17 protein-coding genes are annotated in these 25,162 nt (G+C 68.3%); 11 read left to right on the top strand and 6 right to left on the bottom strand.

All coding sequences use genetic code 11. The features are described from left to right. Positions 1 to 88: 88 nt before the first annotated feature. A complete protein-coding gene (locus tag OXU32_01025; GenBank protein ID MDE0072552.1) occupies positions 89 to 2,926 on the bottom strand; it encodes an Ig-like domain-containing protein in 2,838 nt (945 codons plus the stop codon). Positions 2,927 to 3,571: 645 nt separating this feature from the next. On the opposite strand from OXU32_01025, the gene OXU32_01020 reads away from it, so the two are divergent. Further along, positions 3,572 to 4,645 carry a prolyl oligopeptidase family serine peptidase gene (locus tag OXU32_01020; GenBank protein ID MDE0072551.1) on the top strand — a complete coding sequence of 358 codons (1,074 nt, stop codon included), beginning with the start codon at positions 3,572 to 3,574 and terminating at the stop codon, positions 4,643 to 4,645. Between the two features lie 6 nt (positions 4,646 to 4,651). On the opposite strand, the gene OXU32_01015 is transcribed toward OXU32_01020, so the two are convergent. Further along, positions 4,652 to 5,884 (bottom strand): hypothetical protein, encoded by a 1,233-nt coding sequence (locus OXU32_01015; GenBank protein MDE0072550.1) that lies wholly within the window; start codon positions 5,882 to 5,884, stop codon positions 4,652 to 4,654. A gap of 8 nt (positions 5,885 to 5,892) precedes the next feature. After that, on the bottom strand, positions 5,893 to 7,362 hold the full coding sequence (locus tag OXU32_01010; GenBank protein MDE0072549.1) for a Gfo/Idh/MocA family oxidoreductase: 1,470 nt from the start codon (positions 7,360 to 7,362) through the stop codon (positions 5,893 to 5,895). 279 nt (positions 7,363 to 7,641) lie between these two features. Between OXU32_01010 and OXU32_01005 the strand changes: the two genes are divergently transcribed. From OXU32_01005 to OXU32_00980, 6 genes are all read left to right on the top strand, one after another. Next, on the top strand, positions 7,642 to 8,364 hold the full coding sequence (locus tag OXU32_01005) for a class I SAM-dependent methyltransferase (protein MDE0072548.1): 723 nt from the start codon (positions 7,642 to 7,644) through the stop codon (positions 8,362 to 8,364). 82 nt (positions 8,365 to 8,446) lie between these two features. Then, positions 8,447 to 10,324: an amidase family protein gene (locus tag OXU32_01000; protein MDE0072547.1), complete on the top strand. Its 1,878-nt coding sequence runs from the start codon at positions 8,447 to 8,449 to the stop codon at positions 10,322 to 10,324. Positions 10,325 to 10,553: 229 nt separating this feature from the next. Then, the gene (locus OXU32_00995; GenBank protein MDE0072546.1) at positions 10,554 to 11,996 is read left to right on the top strand and encodes a M20/M25/M40 family metallo-hydrolase; all 1,443 of its coding nucleotides are present in this window, start codon (positions 10,554 to 10,556) and stop codon (positions 11,994 to 11,996) included. An 87-nt stretch (positions 11,997 to 12,083) separates the two neighbouring features. After that, complete coding sequence (locus OXU32_00990) at positions 12,084 to 14,924, top strand: prolyl oligopeptidase family serine peptidase (protein MDE0072545.1); 2,841 nt, start codon at positions 12,084 to 12,086, stop codon at positions 14,922 to 14,924. Between the two features lie 7 nt (positions 14,925 to 14,931). Further along, entirely contained in the window at positions 14,932 to 15,504 is a 573-nt protein-coding gene (locus OXU32_00985; protein MDE0072544.1) for a CoA pyrophosphatase, read from the top strand. A 46-nt stretch (positions 15,505 to 15,550) separates the two neighbouring features. Next, on the top strand, positions 15,551 to 16,051 hold the full coding sequence (locus OXU32_00980; protein MDE0072543.1) for a hypothetical protein: 501 nt from the start codon (positions 15,551 to 15,553) through the stop codon (positions 16,049 to 16,051). 135 nt (positions 16,052 to 16,186) lie between these two features. On the opposite strand, the gene OXU32_00975 is transcribed toward OXU32_00980, so the two are convergent. The 3 genes from OXU32_00975 to OXU32_00965 form a co-directional block, all read right to left on the bottom strand. Next, positions 16,187 to 17,818, bottom strand: a complete 1,632-nt coding sequence (locus tag OXU32_00975; GenBank protein ID MDE0072542.1) for an SLC13 family permease — start codon at positions 17,816 to 17,818, stop codon at positions 16,187 to 16,189. A gap of 67 nt (positions 17,819 to 17,885) precedes the next feature. Then, a complete protein-coding gene (locus OXU32_00970) occupies positions 17,886 to 19,517 on the bottom strand; it encodes an SLC13 family permease (GenBank protein ID MDE0072541.1) in 1,632 nt (543 codons plus the stop codon). Positions 19,518 to 19,540: 23 nt separating this feature from the next. Next, positions 19,541 to 20,575 carry a PQQ-dependent sugar dehydrogenase gene (locus OXU32_00965; protein MDE0072540.1) on the bottom strand — a complete coding sequence of 345 codons (1,035 nt, stop codon included), beginning with the start codon at positions 20,573 to 20,575 and terminating at the stop codon, positions 19,541 to 19,543. A gap of 438 nt (positions 20,576 to 21,013) precedes the next feature. Between OXU32_00965 and OXU32_00960 the strand changes: the two genes are divergently transcribed. The 4 genes from OXU32_00960 to OXU32_00945 are packed head-to-tail and all read left to right on the top strand — an operon-like array spanning position 21,014 to position 24,580. After that, positions 21,014 to 22,270, top strand: coding sequence for an FAD-dependent oxidoreductase (locus OXU32_00960; GenBank protein ID MDE0072539.1), 1,257 nt, complete (start codon positions 21,014 to 21,016; stop codon positions 22,268 to 22,270). Positions 22,271 to 22,279: 9 nt separating this feature from the next. Beyond that, positions 22,280 to 22,933, top strand: a complete 654-nt coding sequence (gene pdxH / locus OXU32_00955) for a pyridoxamine 5'-phosphate oxidase (GenBank protein MDE0072538.1) — start codon at positions 22,280 to 22,282, stop codon at positions 22,931 to 22,933. Further along, positions 22,933 to 23,877, top strand: a complete 945-nt coding sequence (gene dapF, locus OXU32_00950) for a diaminopimelate epimerase (protein ID MDE0072537.1) — start codon at positions 22,933 to 22,935, stop codon at positions 23,875 to 23,877. Before pdxH ends, dapF begins: the two co-directional genes overlap by 1 nt. A gap of 49 nt (positions 23,878 to 23,926) precedes the next feature. Then, positions 23,927 to 24,580, top strand: a complete 654-nt coding sequence (locus OXU32_00945) for a GPP34 family phosphoprotein (GenBank protein ID MDE0072536.1) — start codon at positions 23,927 to 23,929, stop codon at positions 24,578 to 24,580. The last annotated feature ends 582 nt before the right edge of the window (positions 24,581 to 25,162 follow it).

The raw sequence follows: 25,162 nt of genomic DNA, 5'->3' as shown, positions 1-25,162 counted from the left end.
CGCCGCGAGGCAGGTCTCTACCAAGAAAAGCGGCTTCCGCTTGACATGGATACTGGCTGGCTGGCTGGCTTGACCATCTAACGCTGTTTCATCTCGGGGGGCAGCGCCAGGGACCGTCGCCATCCATGAGCGCACCGGAGCCCGAGGGGATGGCTCTGAGTACCCTACCAAGGTGCCCGGATGCTGGAGCGGAGACCGGGCGCGCCGAAGGAGATGACCCCGTAGAAAGGCCTTCCCGCCCCGTCTGTAGCTGACTTCGCCGACGACACACCACAACCGCAGGCGGGGCCTCCCAATACGGCTTGAAAAGCGATGCGTCCGCTCCAAGGGAAGCTGCGCTGGGGAGCCTATACGGATCGGCGAGACTCAGATCCACCTTGTAGCCGAAGTCTGCAAGCGACTGAAGCGTCACCGCGCTAGTCAGCCGACCATTGCCCGGTGTCATGAGTTCACGCCCGAACATCGAACCCCGCCAGTGCCCATTGCGGCCGGGACCAAGCTGATGCACCGGTATCTTCGGTCCGGTGTAGCTCGCGCCGCCGGCGGCGTCGAAAGCTCTCGTCGCGAGCGGCAAGACGACATAAGTGTCCAAAACTCTTTCCGCCGTGCTCGCGTTCTTGAGGTGGCCGCGGGTACGCCAGAGCGTACCGATCCCGAGGACATGGGCAAGCTCGTGGCGCGCGCTGCTCTTAAGCAATTCAGCCCGGTCGGGATGCGTGCGTATCTCGCGAACGAAGACCGAATCGAAAGTCACACCGCCAGCATAGGTGACACGCTGGCGCAAGTGCGCTGGGAGCCCACAGATTCCTCCACGGTGCCCTTCGCCCATTGATACCGTCACGACGAGATCGTCGATGATGGGGTCAGGTAAGGACGGCTCCCAGCCCCAGAGATGGCAGGGCGACTCCCCGAACACGTCGGGCGCTTCCGTTTGCCGCAGTATCTCCATCCAGTATTCCGCCTCGGAGTTCCACACTTCACGGATGTAGGCGGGAACATCCGGATGGAAGAGCAGCTGGATCTGAAAGCCCGGATCCGTTTCGCCGCAAACGTAGCCGACCCAGCCGTCCCGCGAGATGTACGACTCGAAATCTCCCGTCCGAGGCACACACAGGCCAGTGGCGTAGGACTCAAAGAAATCCAGATTCAACGCCAAGACTTCATTCGGGATCTCTCCTCGTAGATCAGGGTTGTCGGCAACATCAAGGAATCTGAGATTCTTGAGTTTGCCCAACTCGCGCGGCATCGGACCCGCGAGGTTGTTACCGCCAAGCCATAGGTCTTCCAAGCTTGTGTTGCCGAGCTCCGCGGGGATCGGGCCGCTGAGAGCGTTCGCGCCCAAGATTAGCCGACGGAGGCCAGTGAGCCCACCGAGGTCGGGGGGTATGGGGCCTTCGAGCGCGTTGCGTTCCAAGTTCAGCCCCTGCAAATAAGTGAGGCTACTCAGCTCCGACGGGATTGGGCCGCTGAGTCCGTTCTCACGGAGGCGCAGGCCCCAAACCCGATCCTGGTCGTAAGCTATGACGCCGTACCAGTCCCGGAGCGGTGCCTCGGTGAGCCAGTTCTCGCTGTTCACCCAGTTCGGCCCATCCGTCGCTTCATAAAGCGCGACCAGCACCGCTCGATCCGGGTTGAACACGGTAATCTGCGCGGAGCCGTGAGCGGTCCCAGCCACGGCCTTGATTGTGGCGGTACCCTCGGTGACACCGCGTACCAGACCGGAAGCGCCCACCGTCGCCACAGACCTGTCGCTTGACGACCACCTGACCCTTGCCCCGGAGACCGCGTGGCCATTCGCGTCCATCACTTCCGCCGAGAGGCGCAACGTATCGCGAGGCGCGATCGAGTCGGTAGCCGGAGCCACGATGACCGAGGCCGCCGACTGCATCACGGATATGATCGCTTCGTCCAGCGCCTCGCCGGCAACGGCGACAACCGAAGTGGTCCCATTCCCCACAGCCGTCACCAATCCGGCGATGTCCACCTCAACGACGAGCGTGTCGCGGGATGACCACATGAACGCGGTCCCCGACACTTGGTGGCCGTTGTCGTCCGTTGCGACCGCCGACAGGCGCACCGTGTCCCCGAGCGCCTCCAGCGTACCGGTCGAGGGTGAGACCGCGACCGTGCCCAGCTTCTGAGCGACCGTCACAGACGCAGTCCCCGACACCGGACCCGCCGCCGCCACGATCTCCGCCTTCCCGTTTCCCACAGCCGTCACTAGACCAGCGCTGTCCACCACGGCCACCAGCGTGTCACCCGATGTCCACGTGAATACCGTTCCCACCACCGCATGGCCGTTTGCGTCCACTGACTCCGCCGACAGGCGCAAGGTGTCCCCGAACGCCTCCAAGACGGTTGGTGGCCGCGACACGCTCACCTCCGTTACTTCCTGCTCCACAGTTACTTCGGCACTCGCCGACTGCGACCCGGATGTTGCCGTAACCCGTGCGACTCCGTTCACCGCCGCTGTCGCCAGTCCTTGAGCGTCCACGGTCACGACCGACTCGTCATCCGACGACCACACGAACTCCGCGCCCGTCACGACATGCCCGTTCCCATCCCGCGCCTCCGCCACAAACCGAACCGTATCACCGATAGCGACCAGCGTATGTGCAGCCGGAGACACGGCCAGTTCGGCAACCGACTGGTCCACTGCCACCTCCGCGCTGGCCGTCGCCGCCTCGACCGTGGCGGTCACGGTCGCACTGCCGTTGCCCACTGCGGTAACGAGCCCTTCCGTCACGGTGGCGACGGACGCATCGCTGCTGCTCCACGCGACAGCGACATTGGTCATCTCCTGGCCGTACTGGTCGCTCACCGTAGCGATCATTCGTAAGCTGTCGCCGATTGAATGGAATGCCGCCGATGTGGGCGAAATCGCGACCGTCGTGGGAACGGGCGGGGCGGGTGCGGCCGGTGTCATCGGATCGTCTCCACAGGCCGTGACGGCCACCACCACCGCCGCGGCGAAAGCGAGGACGCGAGCGACGAGGCCTATCGACGGACCCGCTTTAGTGATCAGTGCGGTCCCCGTCTGAGAAGCGACCTGCCGGGGAGGCAAGCCTCGGCCGGGAACCGCAGTGGCGGAGATGAGAACTCATGGAGAGAAAGGTAGCAATGGATCGCGTTCATTGCAGGACCGTTCGCTCAGCGATTCGGGCGGTTACGTCTTCCCGAGAATCCCCGTGATCAGACCCGCTGCGCTGGCCGCAACGGGAGGATTTGGCTGAAAGTCCTGTGTTCCGTTAGGCTCCCTACAGATCCCAGAGAGCGTGAGACAGACCCGCCGCAGCGAATCGCGCTAGCACCGACGGACGGCGGGCTGCCGCTCTCGATCCCGAGGTAGCTGTGCCATGCCCGAAAGGATCTCGGTGGGCGGGATGGCCTTCCGAAGGACTGAGCGAGGCGGGGGCTTAAAGGGAGCTTCAGCAAAGAGCAGGCTTGGGTGCAGAAGTCCCGCCATTCAAACCAGTTTTCCCCGCCGTGGGGGCACGGTCCAGCAGGGTCCAGCCCAACGGCAGAGAGCGCAGATCGTGCAGCCCTGTATGACTTTAGACGATTCTCTGCCTTGATTCTGGCCTCTCGCGATCCGCCGGACGGGCGCACCCTCTTCTACGCCACCAACGCGGGCGACATCGACCGGCGCCATCTGTGGCGCGTGCCCACCGCGGGCGGAAGCGCGCGGCAGCTCACCCGGGGCGACGGCGTCGAGACCAACCCGGCGGTGCTGGCGAGCGGCGAGCAGGTGGCGCTGCTGACCGCCAGCGCGAGCCATCCGCTTACGGTCGCGGTCGCGCCGGCCTCGAGCGGCGACGTGAGGACCATCCGCGAGCTTCCCGCCCGCTATCCGCTGAGCGAGCACGTCGTGCCCGAAGCCGTCACCCTCAACGCCGAGGACGGCTTCGAGTTCTACAACCAGCTCTTCATGCCCCCGGATCTCGAGCCCGGCGAACAGCGCCCGGCGCTCATCTTCATCCACGGGGGATCCCGGCGGCAGATGCTGCTCGGCTACCACTACATGCACTTCTACCACATGGCCTACGCCATCAACCAGTACTTCGCGAACAAGGGGTACTTGGTGCTGTCGGTGAACTACCGGAGCGGCATCGGCTACGGCCGCGACTTCCGCAACGCGCCCGGGCGGGGACGGGAGGGCAACACCGAGTACCAGGACATCCGCGCCGCCGGCGAGTACCTGCGCGACCGCCCCGACGTGGATCCCGCGCGCATCGGGCTCTGGGGCCTGTCGTACGGAGGCATCCTCACGGCGCAGGGGCTCGCGCGCGACTCGGATCTCTTCGCGGCGGGCGTGGACATCGCCGGCGTGCACCTGTGGGGCAACTCCATCGACCCGGAATCCGTGTCGTACCAGTCATCCGCGATCTCGGAGATCGAGAACTGGACCTCGCCGGTCCTCCTCATCCACGGCGACGACGACCGCAACGTGGCCTTCTCGCAGACCGTCGGGCTGGTGCAGCTGCTGCGGGCGCAGGGCGTGCCCCACGAGCTCATCGTCTTCCCCGACGACGTGCACGACTTCCTGCTGCACGAGCGCTGGCTGACCACCTTCGACGCGACGGACCGGTTTTTCGATCGTTACCTGATGGATGGAAGAGCGGTGGCGACGGAGGGGAGGCGGTAGGGTCCCTCAGCCCGCCGGCAGCGGGATGGATGCCACCGACGGGACATCCAACTCGTCCCGGTAGACGCCCCAGATGCGCGAATCCGAGAAGCGCAGGGCGTCGAACCGGTCGGGCAGGAGCACATCGCGCGCGACTCCGTCCGAAGAGACGCGCAGCCACCGCGGACCGCCGTTCAGTCCACCGGCGTCGGGGTCGAACGGGTGCAGCCACATCGTCCCGTCTTCACCGCAGCGGAAGTCCACATAGTGCGGCAGGTAGGTCGCGAGTTCCTGCGGGCTGCCGCTCACGCCCTGGGCCATCTGGTTCAGGAGCCGCTGCCGGTCCGCTTCGCCGAGCCTGCCCCTCACGTCTCCCGTCAATTCGGCCTGCCTCAGCTCGAACACCGCGCCGGCGAACTGGCGCGGGCTGACCTCGGTGAAGGGAACGGGCGGAAGGTCCACGGGCGCAACCTCTGACCCCGACGCGTCGAAGCCGCGCAGCTGATTCCGCACCCTGTCGTAGGCGCGAACGACATTATCGCCGCACGCGGCCCACAGCCTGTACCACTGCGGGAATCCGCCCTCGCTGGGGACGAAGTCTCCGGATGGATCGTCGAGCACGTCACCCAGGGTCACGAGGATTCGGGTCCCGGCGGTCTGGGGGTCGACCGCGACCAGATCGGATCCCAGCAGCGAGAGACGGAGCCCGAGCATGCCCGCCTCCCCCGGCGGGCGCGGGCGGGGTACGATGATCTCGCCGCCGAGTCTCGCGGTTCGGACCGCGGCGCTCAGCAGGTTCATGCCGCCCCGAATGCTGCCGGGCGGAAGGGACTCCGACCGCAGGGGGATCTCCGCCCAGTCCGCGTCCGGCCGCGAGATCCGGATCATTGCGTGGCGCCTGAGGTCGAAGACCCACGCCTCGCCCTCCCATCCTCCAGCGAGGAAGGCCGAGGGCATCGGGAACTCCTCGGGCCCGCCTCCGGCGCGTCCGTGCGCGCCGAGGAGCTCGCCATCCCGGCCGAATCCAATGAAGTAGGGCTCGACCGAATTGAAGACCCAGACGGAGCCGTCGCTCGTTACCTCGAGATCCTGCACGACCGCGAGGGATTCGGAGGTGCCCAGTATTTCGATGTTGGACGCGCTCAGTTCGAGCGGGGCGTCCGGGTCGTCGGCGGCCGGGGAGGCGCAGCCGGCGAAGAAGGCCGTTGCGGACAGCGCCGCAGCGAGGCGGAGCGACATCCGGCGCTCGGGAGATGTCATCGTTGCTCCTACGCCGTCACGATCGGCCACGGCTGCCAATCCCGCCACTTTCCGCGCGTGAAGTCGGGGAAGGGGACGGGCGCGGCTCCCTGGGCTACGCTGATCTCCGAGAGTTCGCAGACGGCACTCAGAGCCGCGGCGTCGTAGACGTTCATGTCGGTGGGGAGGCCCTCCCGCAGGCACTTGATCAGCCGATAATCCTCCATGAAATCCATGCCGCCGTGTCCGGCGCCGATGGAGGCCTCGCGCAGCGCGCTCCAGAGCGGATGCTCGTGCTCGCCGTACCAGGCCTCGGCGTCATCCCATCGGTGGGACTCGCTACGGCCCTCGATGTAGACGCGGTCCGGGTAACCCTGGAAGATGCCGCGCGTGCCCTGGACCTTGTTGATGCGGTCGTAGGGGCGGGGCAGGTTGGTGTCGTGGGCGACGTAGATGGTGCGTCCCATCGCCGTCTGGATGAGGCTCGCGTTGACGTCGCCCAGCGCGAAGGTCTCGGCACGCTTGGGATGCCCCGTGCCGTAGTGGATCGCCGCCCACTCCTGCAGGCCGCGCGACGGGCTGCTCATCGACACCAGAGAGGCGAAGCGGTCGCCCCGGTTGATGTCCATGCAGTTGGCGACCGGGCCCAGGCCGTGGGTGGGATAGAGGTTGCCGTTGCGCGTCCAGGAGTGCGCGCGTCGCCAGAGCCCCTCGCCCTCGTCGGCGAACTTGATCTCGCGCAGGTCGTGCAGATAACCACACTCCCCGTGCAGGATCTCACCGAGCAGCCCCTGGCGCACGAGGTTGAGGCAGAGGAGCTCGGCACGGCCGTAGTTCACGTTCTCCATCATCACGCAATGACGCGCGGTGCGCTCGGCGGTCTCGACCAGCCGCCAGCAGTCGTCCAGGGTGTAGGCTGCGGGGACCTCGGTGGCGGCGTGCTTGCCGTTCTCCATGGCGGCGACGCAGACGGGGACGTGCCAGCGCCACGGGGTCGCGGTGTAGACCAGATCGAGATCCGCCTCGCCACACAGCCGCTCGAAGTCGCGCTCGCCGCGGGTGTAGAGGGCGGGGCCGGGATGTCCCGCCTCCTCGATGATGGCGGCGGCCCGCTCGGCGTGTTCGGCGCGGATGTCGCACACGGCGGTCACCACGCACCCGTCGATGCGCACAAGGTTGCGTACGTGGGCGGTGCCCATCCCGCCCACGCCGACGAACCCGATGCGCACCGGATCGAGGGGCGGGGCGGCGAGCGGCTGAGCCGGGGGGGTGGGGAGTCCCTGAGGGGTGGCGCCGGTGGCCGAGGCCTGGGCTTGAGCTCCGGTCATGGCCGCTTCGGCTCGGGGCTCGGTGCATCCGGCGGCCGCACCCGCAGCCACTCCGAGCGCGCCGGCCTTCAGGAAGTCGCGGCGGTTCAGGGCGGTGGGGGCTCCGGTTGCGTGGTCTTCGACCCCGGAATCGCGGCGGGTCTTCCGGCGGTGGGCGTCGTCGTCGTTCATGGGAGTGCGTGGTTCGGGTGCTCTGGGAACGCTCCAGAAGACAGTGACGCGGTCCGTGGGATTGCGCCAGTCGCGGGGGGTGATCCGTGGCACGATTGGTCGCGGATCATCGATCGCTCTTGTCCTCGCTTCCGCTACATCTTTTCCGGGCCCGCGTTTCCTGCAATCATGGAATGCGCGCATCTCGCGACACCGCCGAGCCTCCAATCGATCTCCAGTCCCCGGACCATGCCCCCCTCCCCGACCCCAACGATGCCACGGGTGCCACGGAGCCCCGGTGTGGGCGCATCGATTTCCCTGGTGCGCGTTCTGAACCGGCGGGCGCGCGGGCTCATGACCATGATCAAGCGCATCGTCTACCGGCTGCCCGGTCTGCGCAACGCGATGCTTCCCGAATACCGCTACTGGGTGGACCCGGGCGAGCTCGCGGCAATGATCGGGCTGATCGACGCTACCCGTGGCACCGGAAGCGCGATCGTGGAGATCGGAGTGGCGCGGGGAGACACCTCGGTTTTTCTCCTGGAGCATCTGCGAACTACCGGTGATCCCCGGACGGTCGTGTTCGTCGACACCTTCGCCGGTTTCACACGGGAGAGCATCGACTACGAGGTCGAGAACCGACGCAAGCGCGCCCGCGAGCTCTCCGACTACTCGTACGGCAGCGCCCGCGTCTTCGACTACAGCCTCGCCCGGCTGGGCTACAGCAATTACCGCATCATCGAGAGCGATTGCTCGAAGGTGAACTGGGACGAGATCGGCCCCATCGGTGCGGTGTTTCTGGATGTCGACCTCTATCTGCCCACGGCGGTGACGCTGGAGGCGCTCTGGCCCCGGATCGTTCCCGGCGGCGGTATCGTTCTGGACGATTGCGTCGAGCCTGCCTGGTGCGACGGCGCTCTGCAGGCCTATCGCGAATTCATCGACCGGCACGATCTCCCGTTCGTTCGCGTGGGCGGCAAGGGGGCGTTGCTGCGGAAGCCGGGAGGGGAGGCCGGCGCCTGACGTGCCGACGCGTCTGTCGCGGTTGTAGTCCGATCGCCGGCGCGATCTGCCGAAGGATCGCGTCCCACACCGAGGAGTTTCCATGCGCAAGGGATTCCATGCCACGCTGCTGGCCGTAGTCGCGCTTGCCGTCGCCGGATGTGACGGCGGGGCCGCAGTTTCCGACTTCGAGGTCGCGGAGGCCTCCATTCCCGACCTGCAGCGGGCCCTGGAGGAGGGCCGGGTCACCTCGCGCCAGCTCGTCGATCTCTACCTCGACCGCATCGCAGTGTACGACGTGGCCGGGCCGGAGTTGAACACCATCACGCGGCTGAACCCGAGAGCGGGCGAGCAGGCCGACGCGCTCGACCGGGAGCGGGCGGCGGGAACGGTGCGCGGGCCGTTGCACGGCATCCCGGTGCTCATGAAGGACAACTACGACGTGGCCGGGATGCCGACCACCGGGTCGAGCCTGGCGCTCTCGGGGCTCATGCCGCCCGACGACGCCTTCCAGGTGGCGCGGTTGCGCGAGGCGGGCGCGGTCATCGTGGGGAAGACCAACCTGCACGAACTGGCCGCCGGAATCACCACCATCAGCTCGCTGGGCGGGCAGAGCCGCAACGCCTACGAGCCCGCGCGCAACCCGGGCGGGAGCTCGGGGGGGACGGGGGCGGCGGTGGCCGCGAGCTTCGCGGCGGTGGCGTGGGGGAGCGACACCTGCGGGTCGATCCGCATCCCGGCGGCGGTGCACAACCTGTTCGGGCTGCGGCCGACCAAGGGGCTGTCGAGCATCGACGGAATCCTGCCGCTCTCGCACTCGCAGGACACCGGCGGCCCGCTCGCGCGCACCGTCACCGACCTGGCGATCACCCTGGACGCGACGGTCGGACCGGACGCGGCCGACCCGGCCACCGCCGTGCTGGAGGGGCGCGGCGTGCCGGACTTCCAGGCCGCCCTCGACCCGGCGGCGCTGGAGGGCGCCCGCATCGGCGTGCTGGCCGACTGGCTTGAGGAGGGCGGGGGCGGGGGCCGCATCACGGACGTCGTGCGCGCCGCCCTGGCCGAGATGGACTCGCTGGGGGCCGAGGTGGTGGACGTGGCCATCCCCGACCTGGACAGCCTCCTCTCGGGCACCGGCCTGATCGACCTGGAGTTCAAGTTCGACCTGATGGACTATCTGGCCGGGGTCCCGGACGCCCCGGTGTCGACGCTCGAGGAGATCGTGGAGGCCGGGCTGCACCACGAGGCGCTGGACGGCACCTTCCGGCGGCGTATCGCCCGCACTGAGCAGCCCGCGGACGAGTACGCGGAGGTGATGGCCCGCCGGCAGGCCCTGCGGGAGGCGGTGGTCGGCTTCATGGACGAGATGGAGCTGGACGCGCTCGCCTACCCGACCATGCGCCAGGAGACCGCGCTGATCGGGGCGGCCCCGGTCGGCTCCACCTGCTCGTTGAGCGCGAACACCGGGCTTCCGGCGCTCACCGTGCCGGCCGGGTTCACCGAGGTGGAGGTGCCGGCGGGCCTCGAGCTGCTCGGCCGCGCGCTCGACGACGCCCGCCTGGTCGGCTTCGCCTACGCGCTCGAGGCGGCCAGCCCGAAGCGGCGGGCACCGCTGCGCACGCCGCCCCTCGACCGGGGACGCCCGCCGGATCCCGTGCTGGTCGCGCTCGACCCGCCGCAGGGGGGCGTTGACGGCGCCTTCCTGCTGGATCTGCCGACCGGCACGCTCTCGTATCGCATCGCGCTCGCGGGGGTCGAGCCGGGGGACGCGCTGGGGGTGGTCCTGCGGCGGACCCCCGCGGCCGACGGGGAGGGGGGTGGGGTGGTGGTGCTCCGCCTAGCCGGGCCGGACGTCACCGACGTGACGCGCGCGACGCCGCTCACCACTCGCCTCATGCACGACCTGCTGGACGGCCGACTGGAACTGGTCGCCCACACGAGCACGGGGTTCGAGCACCGCAGACTGGTGCCCGAGGGATAGGGTTGCTCTCGTCGCCTCCCTCTCTTGTTCGCCAAAACTGGCCTTAACTGGCCAACAAGAGCGGGTCTCGACAGAGCACCCCGCGCGCGTGCCCCCATCGAGGCTGCCAGGACGCCGTTTCCGCTTGCCTGACACATTCTCCGCGGGCACCTTCCAGAACCTGCATCCCGGCCTGCCGGATCCCTGTATTCCGACCCACCCGACGTCCGACAACCGGAGTCTTCCCGACATGAAGAATCCCCTCGTCATCGCCGCGTCCGTGGCGTTGTCCGCCATCGGCGCGACGGCTCTCGCTGCGGGCACGGCCACAGCCCAGAACACCTCGCCGCCCGAGTACATGGAGATGGCCCGGTCGCTCCTCGAGGAGCTGGTCGAGATCAACACCACCAACACCGAGCGCGGCAACAACACCCTTGCCGCGCAGGCGGCGGCGCGGGTTCTCCTGGACGCGGGTTTCCCCGAGGAGGATGTCCACGTCCTGGTCCCCGACGACGCGCCCGCCAAGGGCAACCTGGTGGCGCGGCTGAGGGGCCGCGACGCCGGGCTCGCGCCGATCCTGCTGCTCGCGCACATCGATGTCGTCGAAGCCCTCCCCGAGGACTGGAGCCCCGATCTTCCGCCCTTCGACTTCATCGAGCGGGACGGCTACTTCTACGGCCGCGGCGTCATCGACGACAAGGACGAGGCGGCCATCTACACCGTCAACCTGATCCGCATGCAGCAGGAAGGTTTCGTCCCGGACCGCGACATCATCGTGGCGCTCACGGCGGACGAGGAGGGCGGGCCGCGCAACGGTGTCGCGTATCTCCTTGAAGAGCATCGCGAGCTGATCGACGCGGCGTACGCCCTGAACGAGGGCGGCGGCGGGATGTCGCAGAACGGCCAGCGGCTCTCCAACAACGTGCAGGCCGCGGAGAAGCTCTATCTCTCCTTCTTCTTCACCGCCACCAACCCGGGCGGGCACTCGTCGCTGCCGGTTCGCAAGAACGCCATCTACGATCTTTCGAACGCGCTCCTCGCGGTGCAGGACCACGACTTCCCGGTCATGTTCAACGAGATCACCGAGGAGTTCTTCGGACGTTCCGCGGATCTGGTGGGAGGCGAGATGGGCGAGGCGATGCGCGGTCTGCTGGCGAACCCGGGGGATGCGGAGGCCGCCCGCGTGCTGGCGGCCGAGACCGGCTATAACTCCCGCCTGCGCACCACCTGCGTCGCGACCCTGCTCGAAGGGGGCCACGCCCAGAACGCGCTGCCCCAACTGGCGCGCGCGAACGTCAACTGCCGCATCTTCCCGGGACACGATCCCGCGGACGTGCACGCCGCCCTGGCGGAACTTGCCGCCCCCTTCGACGTCACCGTAGAGCCGCGCGGAACCCCGACGGCAAGCCCGCCATCCCCCCTCACCGATGAAGTGCTGGGGCCCATCGAGCGCATCACGAACGAGATGTGGCCGGGCGTGCTGGTGCTGCCGGTCATGTCCACGGGCGCAACCGACGCGCTCTACCTGCGCAACGCCGGCATCCCGGTGTACGGGGTGAGCGGCATCTTCGGAGACATGGACGACGTGCGAGCCCACGGCCGTGACGAGCGTATCGGCGTCGAGAGCTTCTTCGAGGGCCAGGAGTTCCTGTACCGGCTGGTGAAGGCACTCTCCGGGGGCGCCGTGTCATAGCGGCGTTTCGCGGCCCGGAACCGAAATCGAACCCAGCGCGCACCGTATTTTGTTGCGCGATCATGAAGGACAAGCAGGAGGAAGAGCATGAAATCGCTGCCGCACAATCACTTACTCGTTCTCCTGGCCGTCGGCGCCGCGTGGGCCGCGGAGGCATCCGCGCAACAGAAGCCCACGCTCACCCCCGACGACTACGGCCAGTGGGAGACCCTGGGCCAGGCGACGCTCTCGCCCGACGGGCTCTGGCTGGCGGTTGGCATCAGCCGGGTCAACGAGGAAGCCGAGTTGCGCATCCACCGCACCGATTCCGACTCGGTGGTGGTGGTCCCGTTCGGCCGGAGCCCGCAGTTCAGCGATGACGGGGCCTGGCTCGCCTACGCGATCGGCATCTCCCCCGATGAGCGGGAGGCGCTGCAGGAGCGTCGCGAGCCGGTGCGCAACGACATGGGGCTGCTGAACCTGCGCACGGGCGAGCAGGAGACGATCGAGGACATCTCGTCCTTCTCCTTCTCGGGGGACGGGCGCCATCTCGCGCTGCGGCGCTACGAGCCCGAGGAGCAGGAGAGCGCGGGAGCGGACGCCATCGTGCGGAGTCTGGCTTCGGGGGCCTCGATAAGCTTCGGCAACGTCGGCGCGCTCGCGTGGCAGGACGAGGGACATCTGCTGGCGATGACCGTGGATGCCGAAGACCGCGTGGGCAACGGGGTCCGCCTCTACGATCCCGAGTCGGGCCGCATCAGCTCGCTGGACGCGGGCGAGGCCGAGTACCGGCGACTCTCCTGGCGCGAAGAGGCGGCGGATCTGGTCGTGCTCAAGACCTACACGGACGACGAGCACGAGGACACGGCGCACGTCGTGCTGGCATGGCGGAACCTCGACGAAGGCGACGGCGAGGCCCTCGTTGTCGATCCGCGCGAATCCCCGACGCTGCTCCCCGGGCAGCGCGTGGTCGAGCACCGCTCGCCGTCCTGGTCCGAGGACGGATCCGTTCTCTTCCTGGGTTATCAGGAGCGGATCCCGGTGCCGGAGGATGAAGGAGAGCGCGAAGAAGAAGCGGAGGGTGATGAAGAGGAGGGCGATCCCGAGGGCGAAGAGGATGCGGAAGGCGAAGGAGACGAGGGGGAGGCAGGCGACGACGAGGAGGACGAGCGGGCCGGCGTCGAGATCTGGCACACCCTCGATGTCGATCCGGTGCCTCAGCAGAGGGTGCGCGAGCGCCAATTGCGGCAGCGCAACCAGATCGCCGCATGGCACCTGGATGACGGGCGCTTCCTGATGCTCGGCGGCGACCGCGCCGACCAGACAACGCTGCTGGAGGGAGGTGGCCACGTCCTCAACCGCGACGAGACCCCCTACGACGTGGACGCCATGTTCAATCAGCAGTTCTACGACCTGTATTCGGTGGATACGGGCTCTGGCGCGGAGTCGCTGGTCCGGGAGCGGATCACGCTGGGGGCCCAGGGGAGCCCGGAGGGCCGCTACGTGGTGTGGTTCGAGGGCGAGGACTGGTGGAGCCATGACCTCTCCGGCGGGGAGACGCGCAACATCACCGGGGGGCTGGGCGGGACCTTCGTCAACCTGGACCTGACCCCCACCCGGGAGCAGATGCCCGCGTTCGGGCTGGCCGGCTGGACGGAGGACGACGAGGCCGTGCTGATCAACGACCGCTGGGACGTCTGGGAAGTGCAGGCGGACGGCTCGGGTGGCCGCCGCCGGACCCGGGGCGCGGAGGATGAAGTGCGCTACCGCGCCATGCAGCCGGACCGGGAAGCCGAGGCTTTCGACCCCGGCGAGCCCATCTACTACTCCACCTACGGGCAGTGGACCAAGGAGGCGGGATTCTCACGGGCCCGCCCCGGCCAGGACCTCGAATCCCTTATCTGGGACGACGCCTCCTACGGCTCCTTCGGCGGCGCCCTGCGAAAGGCCCGGGACGCCGACGTCTTCGTCTTCCGGCGCGAGCGCTTCGACGATTCACCGGACTACTTTGCGACCGGGCCGGATCTCGACGACGCGAGCCAGGTCACGCGCACCAACCCCTTCCAGGACGACTATGCCTGGGGACGCACCGAGCTCGTTGAGTACGAGAACGAGTGGGGACGGCGCCTGCAGGGAGCGCTGACTTATCCCGCCGACTACGAGCCGGGCCGGCAGTACCCGATGATCGTCTATCACTACGAGCTGCTGTCGCAGGGACTGCACCAGTACCAGGTGCCGGATCCGACCCGCTACTACAACCAGCAGATCTGGACCCACGAGGGGTACTTCGTCTTCCGCCCGGACGTCGTCTACCGCGACCGCCGGCCGGGACAGTCCAACGTGGAGACGCTGCGCCCCGCGGTGGCGGCCGTGCTGGAGACGGGGCTGATCGACCCGGAGCGGATCGGGCTGATCGGGCACTCCTGGGGCGGCTACCAGACGACCTTCTTCGTCACCCAGGACAACCTGTTCGCGAGCGCGGTGGCGGGCGCGCCCCTCACCAACCTCATGAGCATGTACCTGTCGTTCTACTGGAACAGCGGGGGCACCGACGCGCGCATCTTCGAGATCAGCCAGGGACGCATGCAGGTGCCGTGGTGGGAGGACTGGGACTCCTACTTCAACAACTCTCCGGTCCATCACATCGAGAACCTGGACACGCCGCTTCTGATGATGTTCGGGACGGAGGACGGCGCGGTCGAGTTCAACCAGGGGGTCGAGTTCTACAACGCCGCCCGCCGGGCCGGCAAGCACATGGTGATGCTGGTCTACGAGGGCGAGAACCACGGGCTGGCCGAGGAACCCAACCAGCTGGACTACCAGAACCGCATCCTGGAGTGGTTCGGGCACTACCTGAAGGGCGATCCGGCTCCGGACTGGATCACCAAGGGGGTCCCGTACCTCCTGCAGAAGGACGGGCCGAGGGCGCGAAGGAGGGTGGTGAGCTAGCGGCGGGATGGTGGCCGGGGACGATCCCGCCCGGCAGGCGGCGGTCGCGCTCGTGGTGCGCCGCGATCCGGAGCCGTCCTTCCTGCTCGTGCGCCGGGCGCATTCGCCGCGCGATCCCTGGTCGGGGCAGATGGCGCTCCCCGGGGGGCGCCGGGATCCCGAGGACATCGATCTGCGCGAAACCGCGGTGCGGGAGACGCGGGAGGAGGTCGGGATCGATCTGGATCGCTCGGGCACGCTCCTGGGCCGGCTTCCCGACCTGAAGCCGACATCGCGGGCGATTCCCCGGCTGGTGATCGCCCCTTTCGTCTTTCGCCTGTCGCGCGACGCCGACGCGCGCGTGGCGAGCGCCGAGATCGCCGCAGTATACTGGGTGCCCGTCGCCGACCTCAGCGCTCCCGGGGCGCGCTCCGCGGTTGCGGTGGAGACGCCTGCGGGGAAGCGGGAATTCCCCTGCTACCGCGTCGAGGGCCATCCGGTATGGGGACTCACATACCGAATCCTGCAGCGCTTCCTGCGGAGTCGGCTGGCAGAGCTTCCGCCGGTGGCGGGCGACAACGACCAGGGGGTGGTAGAATGACTGCCGAAGGAGCGTTCTCCTCACCGCATCCGGACCGGAGCGCAAAGTGAAGACGGAAGAACAGACCCGTTACCGCGAGCGCACGCCCTGGGCGTTCTGGGTGGACCTCATCTATGGCGCGGCCATCGTGTCGGGCGCGTATTCCGTGTTCGTCACCTCGGGCGGCGGCATGCTCTTCCGGCTGGCCGCGGGCGCGGCCATGCTCGCCGGGGGATGGGGTCTGCGCATGGTGCTGGGGGGGCTGACGGTGCTGGTGCAGGAGAGCCGCATCGTTATGCACCTGGGCACGGTGCGGCTCGTGCGCAAGACGGTGCCGCTGGACAGCATCGTCTCGCTGGAGAGCGTGCGCTACCGGCCGCTGCTCGAGTTCGGCGGCTGGGGAGTGCGCGGCGCGGGCAAGAAGAAGGCCTGGACCGCCCGCGGCGATCGCGCAGTCGTGGTCGAGCTCGACGAGGACCGGAAGCTCTACGTGGGGAGCGACCACCCCCAACGCCTCGAGGCGGCCATCCGGAGCGCCGTCGCGGGACGCCGCAAGAGGGACGACTAGGGGCTACCGGCCCCTCTGCAGGGTGTTGCAAATCCGCAGATGCAACAATATGTTGCCAAACGGACAATGCAACAGGACGTTGCCAACCCGGGAATGCAACACTGTGCGGAGGGTCTGGGGCGGTAGAACCTCACGCTAACCGCCGACCTCCGCGGCAGCCGCGTCCGTCGCCCAATCGGGCATCACCCCGCGGTCGAAATCGAAGACCGCCTCTCCCAGCAGCATCACCACGGTGGTGACCACGATCACCCCGATCAGGTTCAGCATGATGCCCGCGCGCGCCATCTGCCCGACCGAGATGCGGTCGCTGCCGAAGACGATGGCGTTGGCCGGCGTCGCGACCGGCATCATGAAGGCGCACGACGCGGAGAGTGTCGCGGGGAGCATCAGCGTGAGCGGATTCATCTCCGTCACCACCGCCACCGAGGCCAGGATCGGGAGAATCATCTCTGTGGTGGCCAGGTTGCTGGTCAGTTCGGTGAGAAAGGTGAGCGTGAGGCAAACCAACAGGATGACGACGATGGGCGGCAGCCCGCCGAGTCCCTGGAACTGATTCCCGATGATGTTCGCCAGCCCGGTGTCGGTGAAGCCGGCCGCAAGCGCGAAACCTCCTCCGAAGAGGAGCACGATGTTCCACGGCAGACGCGGGATCACCTCCGCGCCCATGACCCGGTTCGCGGTTGCGAAGCGGGCTGCCCGGCGAAGCGGCCGCGGCCACCTGCGGGTGGGGCCGGCGACCGCCTCGCTCGCCGCGCGCGGGGGCTGGTTCCGGCTCGGGATGAAGAAGAGGACCGCCGCCATGGTGATGGCCACGGTGCCGTCGTCGATCATCTCCGGGAAGGGCAGGAGGTTGGACCAGCCCGGGATGGTTCCAAAACCAAGCTCCAGGTCCCGCCGGAAGATCCACAGCACTGCGGTGATCGTGAAGACGACCAGCACGGAACGCTCCTCGAAAGAGATCGGACCGAGCCCGGCGCGCTCGCGCTCGAGGACATCCCGGTCGATCTGAACTTCCGGCGACGGGCGATAGAGGACCTGGGTAAGGATGAACCAGCACACCGCGACCATCGTGATCCCGACCGGCGTGGCCAGCACCATCCAGGTGCCGAACTCGATCGGGGGTGCTTCGGGGAAGATGATCTGGAAGATGCGCTGGAAGGACAGGTTGGGAGTGGTTCCGACCAGCGTCGTCACGCCGCCCATCGAACAGGCGTAGGCGATGCCGAGCATGAGGGCGACGGTGAACGTGCGGGAGTGTTTGACGCCGGCGGTTTCCTCGACCTGGAGCACCATCGCGAGCCCGATGGGCACCATCATCACGGCGGTGGCGGTGTTGGCGATCCACATGGAGAGGAACGCGGCCGCGACCATGTAGCCCAGGATGATGCGCGAGGGTCCGCCGCCCACCGCGTGGATGATGCCCAGGGCTATGCGCTTGTGCAGGTTCCACCTCTGCATGGAGAGCGCGATCATGAAGCCTCCCAGGAAGAGGACGATCGTGCCGTTGAAATAGACCGGCGCGACGTCGTTCCCGGACATGATGCCGAGCAGGGGGAAGAGCACCAGCGGCAGAATAGCGGTCGCGAAGAGCGGCAGCGCGTTGCTCACCCACCAGATCGCCATCAGGCTCACAACCGCGGCGAGGCCGCTTGCGGGTCCGTTGTCCGGATCCACCGGAAAGGCCAGCAGCAGGAGGAAGCAGCCCAGGCCGAGCCAGAAGCCGATCGCCTGCGTCCGCCGGCTGGTCGGTGGTCGATGGTCCGCCATGAGGTCGCCTCCTGGACTGCCTGTCTTGCCGCCGGGTCTGGTCGAACGGCGAACGCCGGGTCGCGGGTCAGCCGCCGACCTCCCCGGCGGCAGCCTCCGTCGCCCAGTCCGGCATCACGCCTGATTCGATGCCGAAGACGGTCTCTCCCAGCGTCAGCACCACCGTGGCGATCACCAGCGCCCCGATCAGGTTCAGGACGATGCCCGCGCGCGCCATCTCCCCCACCGAGATGCGGTCGCTGCCGAAGACGATGGCGTTGGGGGGTGTCGCGACCGGCATCATGAAGGCGCACGACGCCGACAGCGTCGCGGGAACCATCAGCATGAGCGGGTTCATTCCGGTCAGCACCGCGACGGAGGCGAGAATCGGGAGGATCATCTCCGTGGTGGCCAGGTTGCTGGTCAGCTCGGTAAGGAAGGTCAGCGTGAGGCACACCAGGAGGATGACGGCGAAGTCCGGCAGCCCGCCGAGGCCCTGGAACTGATTGCCGATGATGTTCGCGAGCCCCGTCCCCTGGAAGCCGGCTGCAAGGGCGAATCCGCCTCCGAAGAGCAGCACGATGTTCCAGGGCAGGCGAGGAATCACCTCCGCGCCCATCACGCGGTTCGCGGTGCCGAAACGGACGGCCCAGCCAAGCGCCCCCAGCCACTTCGGGATCGCGCGCCCGGCCCCGACGCCCACAGTGCGCGGCGCCCTGTTTCGGGTCGGGATGAAGAAGAGCACCGAGGCCATGGCGATGGCAACGGTGCCGTCGTCGATCATGCCGGCGTAGGGAAGCAGGTTCGACCATCCGGGGACGGTCGCGAAACCGAGCTCCAGATCCCGTCTGAAGACCCACAGCAGGGCGGTCATGGCGAAGACGATCGCCACGGAGCGCTCCTCGAAGGAGATCGGGCCCAGGCCGGCGCGTTCGCGCTCGAGGACATCCCTCTCGATCCGGACTTCCGGCGATGGACGGTAGAGGACCTGGGTGAGCAGCAGCCAGGCCACCCCGATCATCGTGACACCGATCGGAAGACCCATCACGATCCAGGTGCCGAAATCGATGGGAGGCGCTTCGGGGAAGATGATCTGGAAGATGCGCTGGAAGGACAGGTTGGGAGGTGTTCCGACCAGCGTCGTCAGCCCGCCCATCGAACAGCCGTAGGCGATGCCCAGCATGAGGGCGATGGTGAACGTGCGCGAGTGCGTCGTGCCGGCGGTCTCTTCGACCTGAAGCACCATCGCGAGCCCGATCGGCACCATCATCACCGCGGTGGCGGTGTTGGAGATCCACATGGAGAGAAAGGCGGCTGCCACCATGAAGCCCAGGATGATGCGCGCCGGCCCGCCTCCCACGGCGTGGATGATGCCGAGGGCAATGCGCTTGTGGAGATTCCACCGCTCCATGGTCAGCGCGATCATGAACCCTCCCAGGAAGAGGACGATCGTGCTGTTGAAGTAGACCGGGGCCACGTCGTTCCCGGACATGATGCCGAAGAGCGGAAAGAGCACCAGCGGAAGAATGGCGGTCGCGAAGAGCGGGAGCGCGTTGCTCACCCACCAGATCGCCATCAGGCTCGCGACGGCGGCGAGGCGGCTTGCCGGCAGGTTGGCGGGATCGATCGGAAAGGCCAGCAGCAGCAGGAAGCAGCCCGCCCCGAGCCAGAACCCGATGGCGCGTCCCCGCGGGCTGGTCTGCTTGTCGTGTTCCGCCATGAACGGTCGCCGGGCGGGCCGGGCTAGCTGCCCGGCTCCAGGCGGGCGACCATGCCGGGCCGGTCGAACACCAGGTAGATGAGCCCGTCCGGGCCCTGGCGCACGTCGCGGATGCGGCCCTGGCGGCGGACCAGCGTCTCCTCGCCGGTGACGGTTTGCCCGTCGAGGGTCAGCCGCGCCAACTGCTGGCCGGCCAGCCCGCCCACGAACATGGAGCCGCGCCACTGCGGGAAGCGGTCGCCGGTGTAGATCATCAGCCCCGAGGTGGCGATGGAGGGCACCCAGTAGTGCGCGGGCGGCTCCATTCCGTCCCGGTGGCTGCCCACGTGGATCCTCGACCCGCTCCCGTAGTTGACCCCGTATCCGACCACCGGCCAGCCGTAGTTGCGGCCCGGAAGGATCAGGTTGACTTCGTCGCCCCCCTGCGGCCCGTGCTCGTTCAGCCACAGGTCCCCGGTTTCGGGGTGAAAGGCCATGCCCTGGGCGTTGCGGTGACCGTAGCTGTAGATGTCCTGGAGCACTCCCTCCTGTCCGACGAACGGGTTGTCGGCCGGGATGCGGCCGTCGTCGTGCAGGCGGACGACCACGCCGTGGTGGGTGGAGAGGTCCTGCGCGGGATGGGCCGACAGCTCGGAGAGCCCGCCCCGGGGAGACACCTGACGGTCGCCCGCGGTGATGTAGAGGTAGTTGTCGGCGTCGAAGGCGATGCGCGAACCGAAGTGGTCACGGCCCCGGGACTGGGCGACCCAGACCTCCTCGACCCCGGTGAGCGCGTCGTTCTCGAAGCGGCCCCGGACGACCATGGTGCTCGAACCGCCGTCGTCATGCTGGGCCGCAAAGCTCAGGTAGAGCAGGCGATTGCCGGCGAAGTCCGGGTGCGGCGCCACGTCCAGGAGGCCGCCCTGGCCGCGCGCGCGCACTGCCGGCACGCCCTCGACGGGGTCGCGCAGCAGCGTGCCGTCGCGCACGATGCGCAGCCGGCCCGGCCGCTCGGTCACCAGCATGTCCCCGTCGGGGAGCCAGGCCACCGCCCACGGGTTGCTCAGGTCGTCGACCACCGTCACCACCTGGTGCGCGACCTGCTCCGGGCCTCCCGCTACGGGGCCGGGTCCCGGGCCGGGCGTCTGCCCGTCAGGTGTGGAGGCTGCGGATGGGCTGCAGGCTGCGAGCAGAAGGGCCGCCCATTTCGCACCGGAACCGAACCATCGAGGTGTGGGGACGGTATGCCTCGAGCTCGTGTCGCGTTCGCTCGCCAACGCGGGTAGTAAGCAGAGTTTCATCGCCTGCAGCCGTGTTCAGGTGAATTGGCACCCAGAGCGTACTATATACCGCGTCAAGCCCTTCTTCCGCCACACGCGCGCCCGACCACGGAGTGCAGATCGGCGACGCGAGCGAAGGGCCGTGCCGCTCCGCCGCGCGGGGGAGGGAACAGCCTGGCGGGGCTCAAGGTAGGGCGGGCTGACCAACCGCCGTGACCACAGCCTCCGGGAGCCGCCATGTCCACTTTTCGCGTCGTCGTCGTGGGCGGAGGCCTCGTCGGTCTCTGCTCGGCGTGGCAACTGGCGCGGCGTGGAGTGGACGTCGTCGTGCTCGAGCGCGCCGGGCTGGGCGCGGGCGCCTCGCGCGGCAACGCCGGGATCGTGGCCGCCGGGCATCCTCCGCTGAACCGGCCGGGCAAGGTCCGCCAGTCGCTGCCGCGCCTCTTCGACGAGCGGAGTCCCCTGTACGTGCGGTCGCGCCGAGACCCGGGCGTCTGGCGCTGGCTGGCCGAGTTCGCCCGGCACTGTACCCGCCGGCACGAGAGGCGCTGTCTGGAGACGCTGGCTCCGCTGGGGCTGGATACGCTCGACTGCTTCGATGCCATGGTGGACGAGGAGGGGATCGCCTGCGACTACCGGAGCGGGAACTACCTGGAGGTCTGCGTCGGCGGGAAGGCCATGGCGAAGGCACGGGCCGATGCGGCGCTGATGCGCGGGCGCGGTTACCACCCCGAAGTCGTGGACGGCGGCCAGGCTCGCGAGCTTGAGCCGGCGCTCGATCCCCGGGTGGCGGGCGGAGTCCTGTTTCCCGAAACCCGCATTCTGGACCCGTATCTCTTCCTCCTCGGTCTGGCGGAGGCCGCGCGCCGGAGAGGCGTCTCGATCCGCGAGGGGGTGGCGGTGCGACGCCTCATGGTCGCAGGTGGGACGGTGCGGGGCGTGGAGACCGCCGATGGCGGGCGGGTCGACGCCGACGCGGTCGTACTGGCCACCGGTCCGTTCAGTCCGGCGCTGGCGGAACAGGCCGGCAGCCGCCTCCCCATTCAGCCCGGAAAGGGATACCACCGCGAGGTGGCCGTGGGACCGGGCGGGGCGCCCGCCATGCGCGTCGCCTGCACCAATCGCGAGACGGGCATCATCTGCACGCCGCTGGAAGGGCGGGTGCGTTTCGTGGGGACGATGGAATTCGCCGGCTACGACCTGGAGCTCAACCCTGTCCGGCTCGAACAGCTCACGCTGAAGCCCCGTGCCTGGCTGCCCGGCCTGGGGGACGCGCCACCGGTGTCGCAGTGGTGCGGTCTCCGGCCGATGTCCCCGGACGGGCTGCCCTTCATCGGCCCTGTCGGCGATGTCGCCGGCCTGTCGGTGGCGGTGGGTCACGGCAACCTGGGGCTCACGCTGTCGGCGGTGACGGGCGAAATGGTCGCCAATCACGTTACGGGCACCGCTGACCCGCGCCTGGCACCCTTTTCCCCCGCCCGCTTCGGGCGGTAGCATGTTCGCATGTCGCTCAGATCCAATCTTCGCCTCGTCTTCTCGCTCGGACGCGGCCTGACCCGCGGGCTCCCGGATGCGGATCCCGGCCTCGACCCAATTCAGCTCTTCGGGCAGTGGTTCGAAGCCGCGCGCAAGGCCGGCATGCTTCTGCCCGAGGCGATGACCCTTGCGACCGCGTCCGCCGATGGTGCGCCCAGCGCGCGCATGGTGCTGCTCAAGGACTTCGCCGAGGACGGGTTCGAGTTCTACACCAACCTGGGCAGCCGCAAGGCGGATGAGCTGACCGCCAATCCCCGGGCCGCCCTCTGTTTTCACTGGGGTGTGCTCCAGCGCCAGGTGCGCGTCGAGGGCGACGTCACCCAACTGAGCCGGGAGACCTCGGCCGCCTACTTCCGCACTCGCCCCCGCGGGAGCCAGGTCGGCGCGTGGGCGTCGCGGCAGAGCGAGCCGCTGGGGGACCGTGGGATGCTGGCGCGCCGGGTGCGCGAGATCGAGAAGAGGTTCGAGGGCGGGGAAGTGCCTCTGCCCGATTTCTGGGGCGGCTTCCGCCTGCATCCCCAGCGCATCGAATTCTGGCAGGGGCGCACGGACCGGCTGCACGATCGTCTTCTCTTCCAGCGTGAGGGGGATGGGTGGAGCAGCCGGCGGCTTCATCCCTAGTGACCGCCGACCGTCCACGCGCCGGAGCGCGGTTCTTCAAGGGCCACGGCCTGGGCAACGACTATCTCGTCTTCCCGTTCGGGGATGGATGGGCCGCGTCGCGCGAGGCGGTACGCGCGGTCTGCGACCGATGGCGGGGCGTGGGCGCGGACGGCATCGTCCTGCACTCGTCGCCGGACGAGCGCCCGTGGCGCCTGCGCATGTTCAACCCGGACGGCTCCGAGTTCGAGCGGAGCGGCAACGGCCTGCGCGTCTTCGCGGCGTGCGCGGCGTCGCGGGGCTGGATCGGCCACGAGGGGTTCGCGGTGGAGGCAGGAGGAGACCGCATCCGCATGCGCGTGGAAGAACACCTGGGCGCCGGGCTCTACGACGTCTCCGTCGAGATGGGCCGCGCATCGCTCGACCCGGCCGATGCCGGGCTCGCTCCCGGACGGGAGGGGCGGCCGCTGGCGCACCCGGCCGAGGGAACGCTCGACTGTACGCTGGTGAGCGTCGGCAACCCGCACTGCGTGGTGTTCACCGACGACCTGTCGGAAGCAGCCCTCTCGCGCCTTGGTCCCTTCCTGACGGCCCACGATGCATTCCGTGCGGGCGTGAACGTGCAGCTGGCCCGGGCGGTCTCGCGCGGCTCCATCGAAATCGCGATCTGGGAACGGGGCGTGGGGCGCACCCGGGCCTCGGGAACCAGCTCCTGCGCGGCGGCGGTTGCGGCCGCGAGGCGCGGAGTCGTGGACTACGGCGATGTCGAAGTGCGCATGGAGGGCGGCACGCTGCAGGTGTACGTGTCCCCGGAGCTGGAGGTTGTCCTGCGGGGGCCGGTGCAGGAGGTGGCGAGCGGCCGGCTGTCGGATGGATTCCTGGACGCGCTGCGAACGGCGGCCCTGGAGCGGGGTTCGCCCGCATTGCCGTCGATGGGTTCCCGTTCATCGACAAACAGGACATAATGACGGCAGTCGCCTTGTCGGCGTCACGGACCCCAGCGGAGAAGCCGCCGTGCTGAGATTCCCGGAAGAGATCCTGCTGCTGTTGCTCGATGACGAGAACGGCACCTTTGCGCACGTCCCCAGTTGGTCGCTCAACTACGCCCTCGGCGGCGGCGTGCTGATGGACCTGGCGCTCGAGAACCGGATCGACACCGATCCGGAGAAGCTTTTCCTGGTCGACGCGACGCCGGTCGGGAACAGCCTTCTGGATCCGATGCTCGAGGAGATCGCACGGGCCACGGAAACCCACGACGCGCGCTATTGGGTGGAGCATGCCGCGGGCCGGGCCGCGGAGATCCGTGAGACGGCGCTCGATCGGCTCGTCTCGAAGGGCATCCTGGCGCGCCAGGACGAGCGTTTCCTGTGGGTCTTCCGCTCGCGGCGCTATCCGGTCGTGGACGGCAAGGCGGAGCGCGAGGTGAAGCTGCGCATCATGGAGGTGCTGTTCAGCGACATGATTCCCGATCCCCGGGACATCGTCATCATCGCGCTCGCGGATGCCTGCGGCATCTTCAAGTTCCTGCTTTCCAGGCGCGAGCTGAAGAACGTCCAGCAGCGGATCGACGAAGTGCGCAGGATGGAGTTGATCGGCCGGGCGGTCGCCGAGGCCATCTGGGACATCGAGCTGATCGTGCGCACGCAAAGCGTGCCGATGCAGGGCTAGCGAGGCCGGGCGCTGCTGGCGCGCCAGGTACTGGCGACCGCGTTGATCGTGCCGGGCCGGAGGGTGATGCCCGACGGACCTTCCCTCGCAGATTGGTAGACGCCGGGGACCCGCACTCGCCGGGCCCGGATTCACATTCGCGAATCCGGTTCCTCCATTGACCTGGCAGGCCGCTCCCGACGGAGGAGGACCCGCACTCGGTGGGCCCGAATTCACATTCGCGAGTCTCGTCTCGCCATTGACCTTTGGTTCGGAGTTCGTGACGCCGGGGATCAGCGCGCGGCGGTCCCGAATTCACCATTCGCGGGTCCCGTTTCGCCATTGACCTGGTTCGGCGCTCGTGACGCCGAGGATCAGCGCGTGGCTTTCCCAAATTCACATTCGAGCGTCCCAATCTGCCATTGACAACTTTGGAGTGCGCGATTCGGCGGAGTCCGAGATTCCAGATTCGCCTGCCCGCCAAGGGCTCTCACGGACTCGCTGACAGCCTTCGCGGCCCCCATCCTCCTCCGAAGGTCTCCCGCCGCCACTTCGGCGACTACAGGGCATCCTGAGAAGCCGATTTCCGTGGCGTTATATTTG

The sequence above is a fragment of the Gammaproteobacteria bacterium genome (genome assembly GCA_028819075.1).
Classification (GTDB): domain Bacteria; phylum Gemmatimonadota; class Gemmatimonadetes; order Longimicrobiales; family Gaopeijiaceae; genus BD2-11.
The sequence above is the reverse complement of the archived record's forward strand: the minus strand, read 5'-3'. Positions and strand labels throughout refer to the sequence as shown.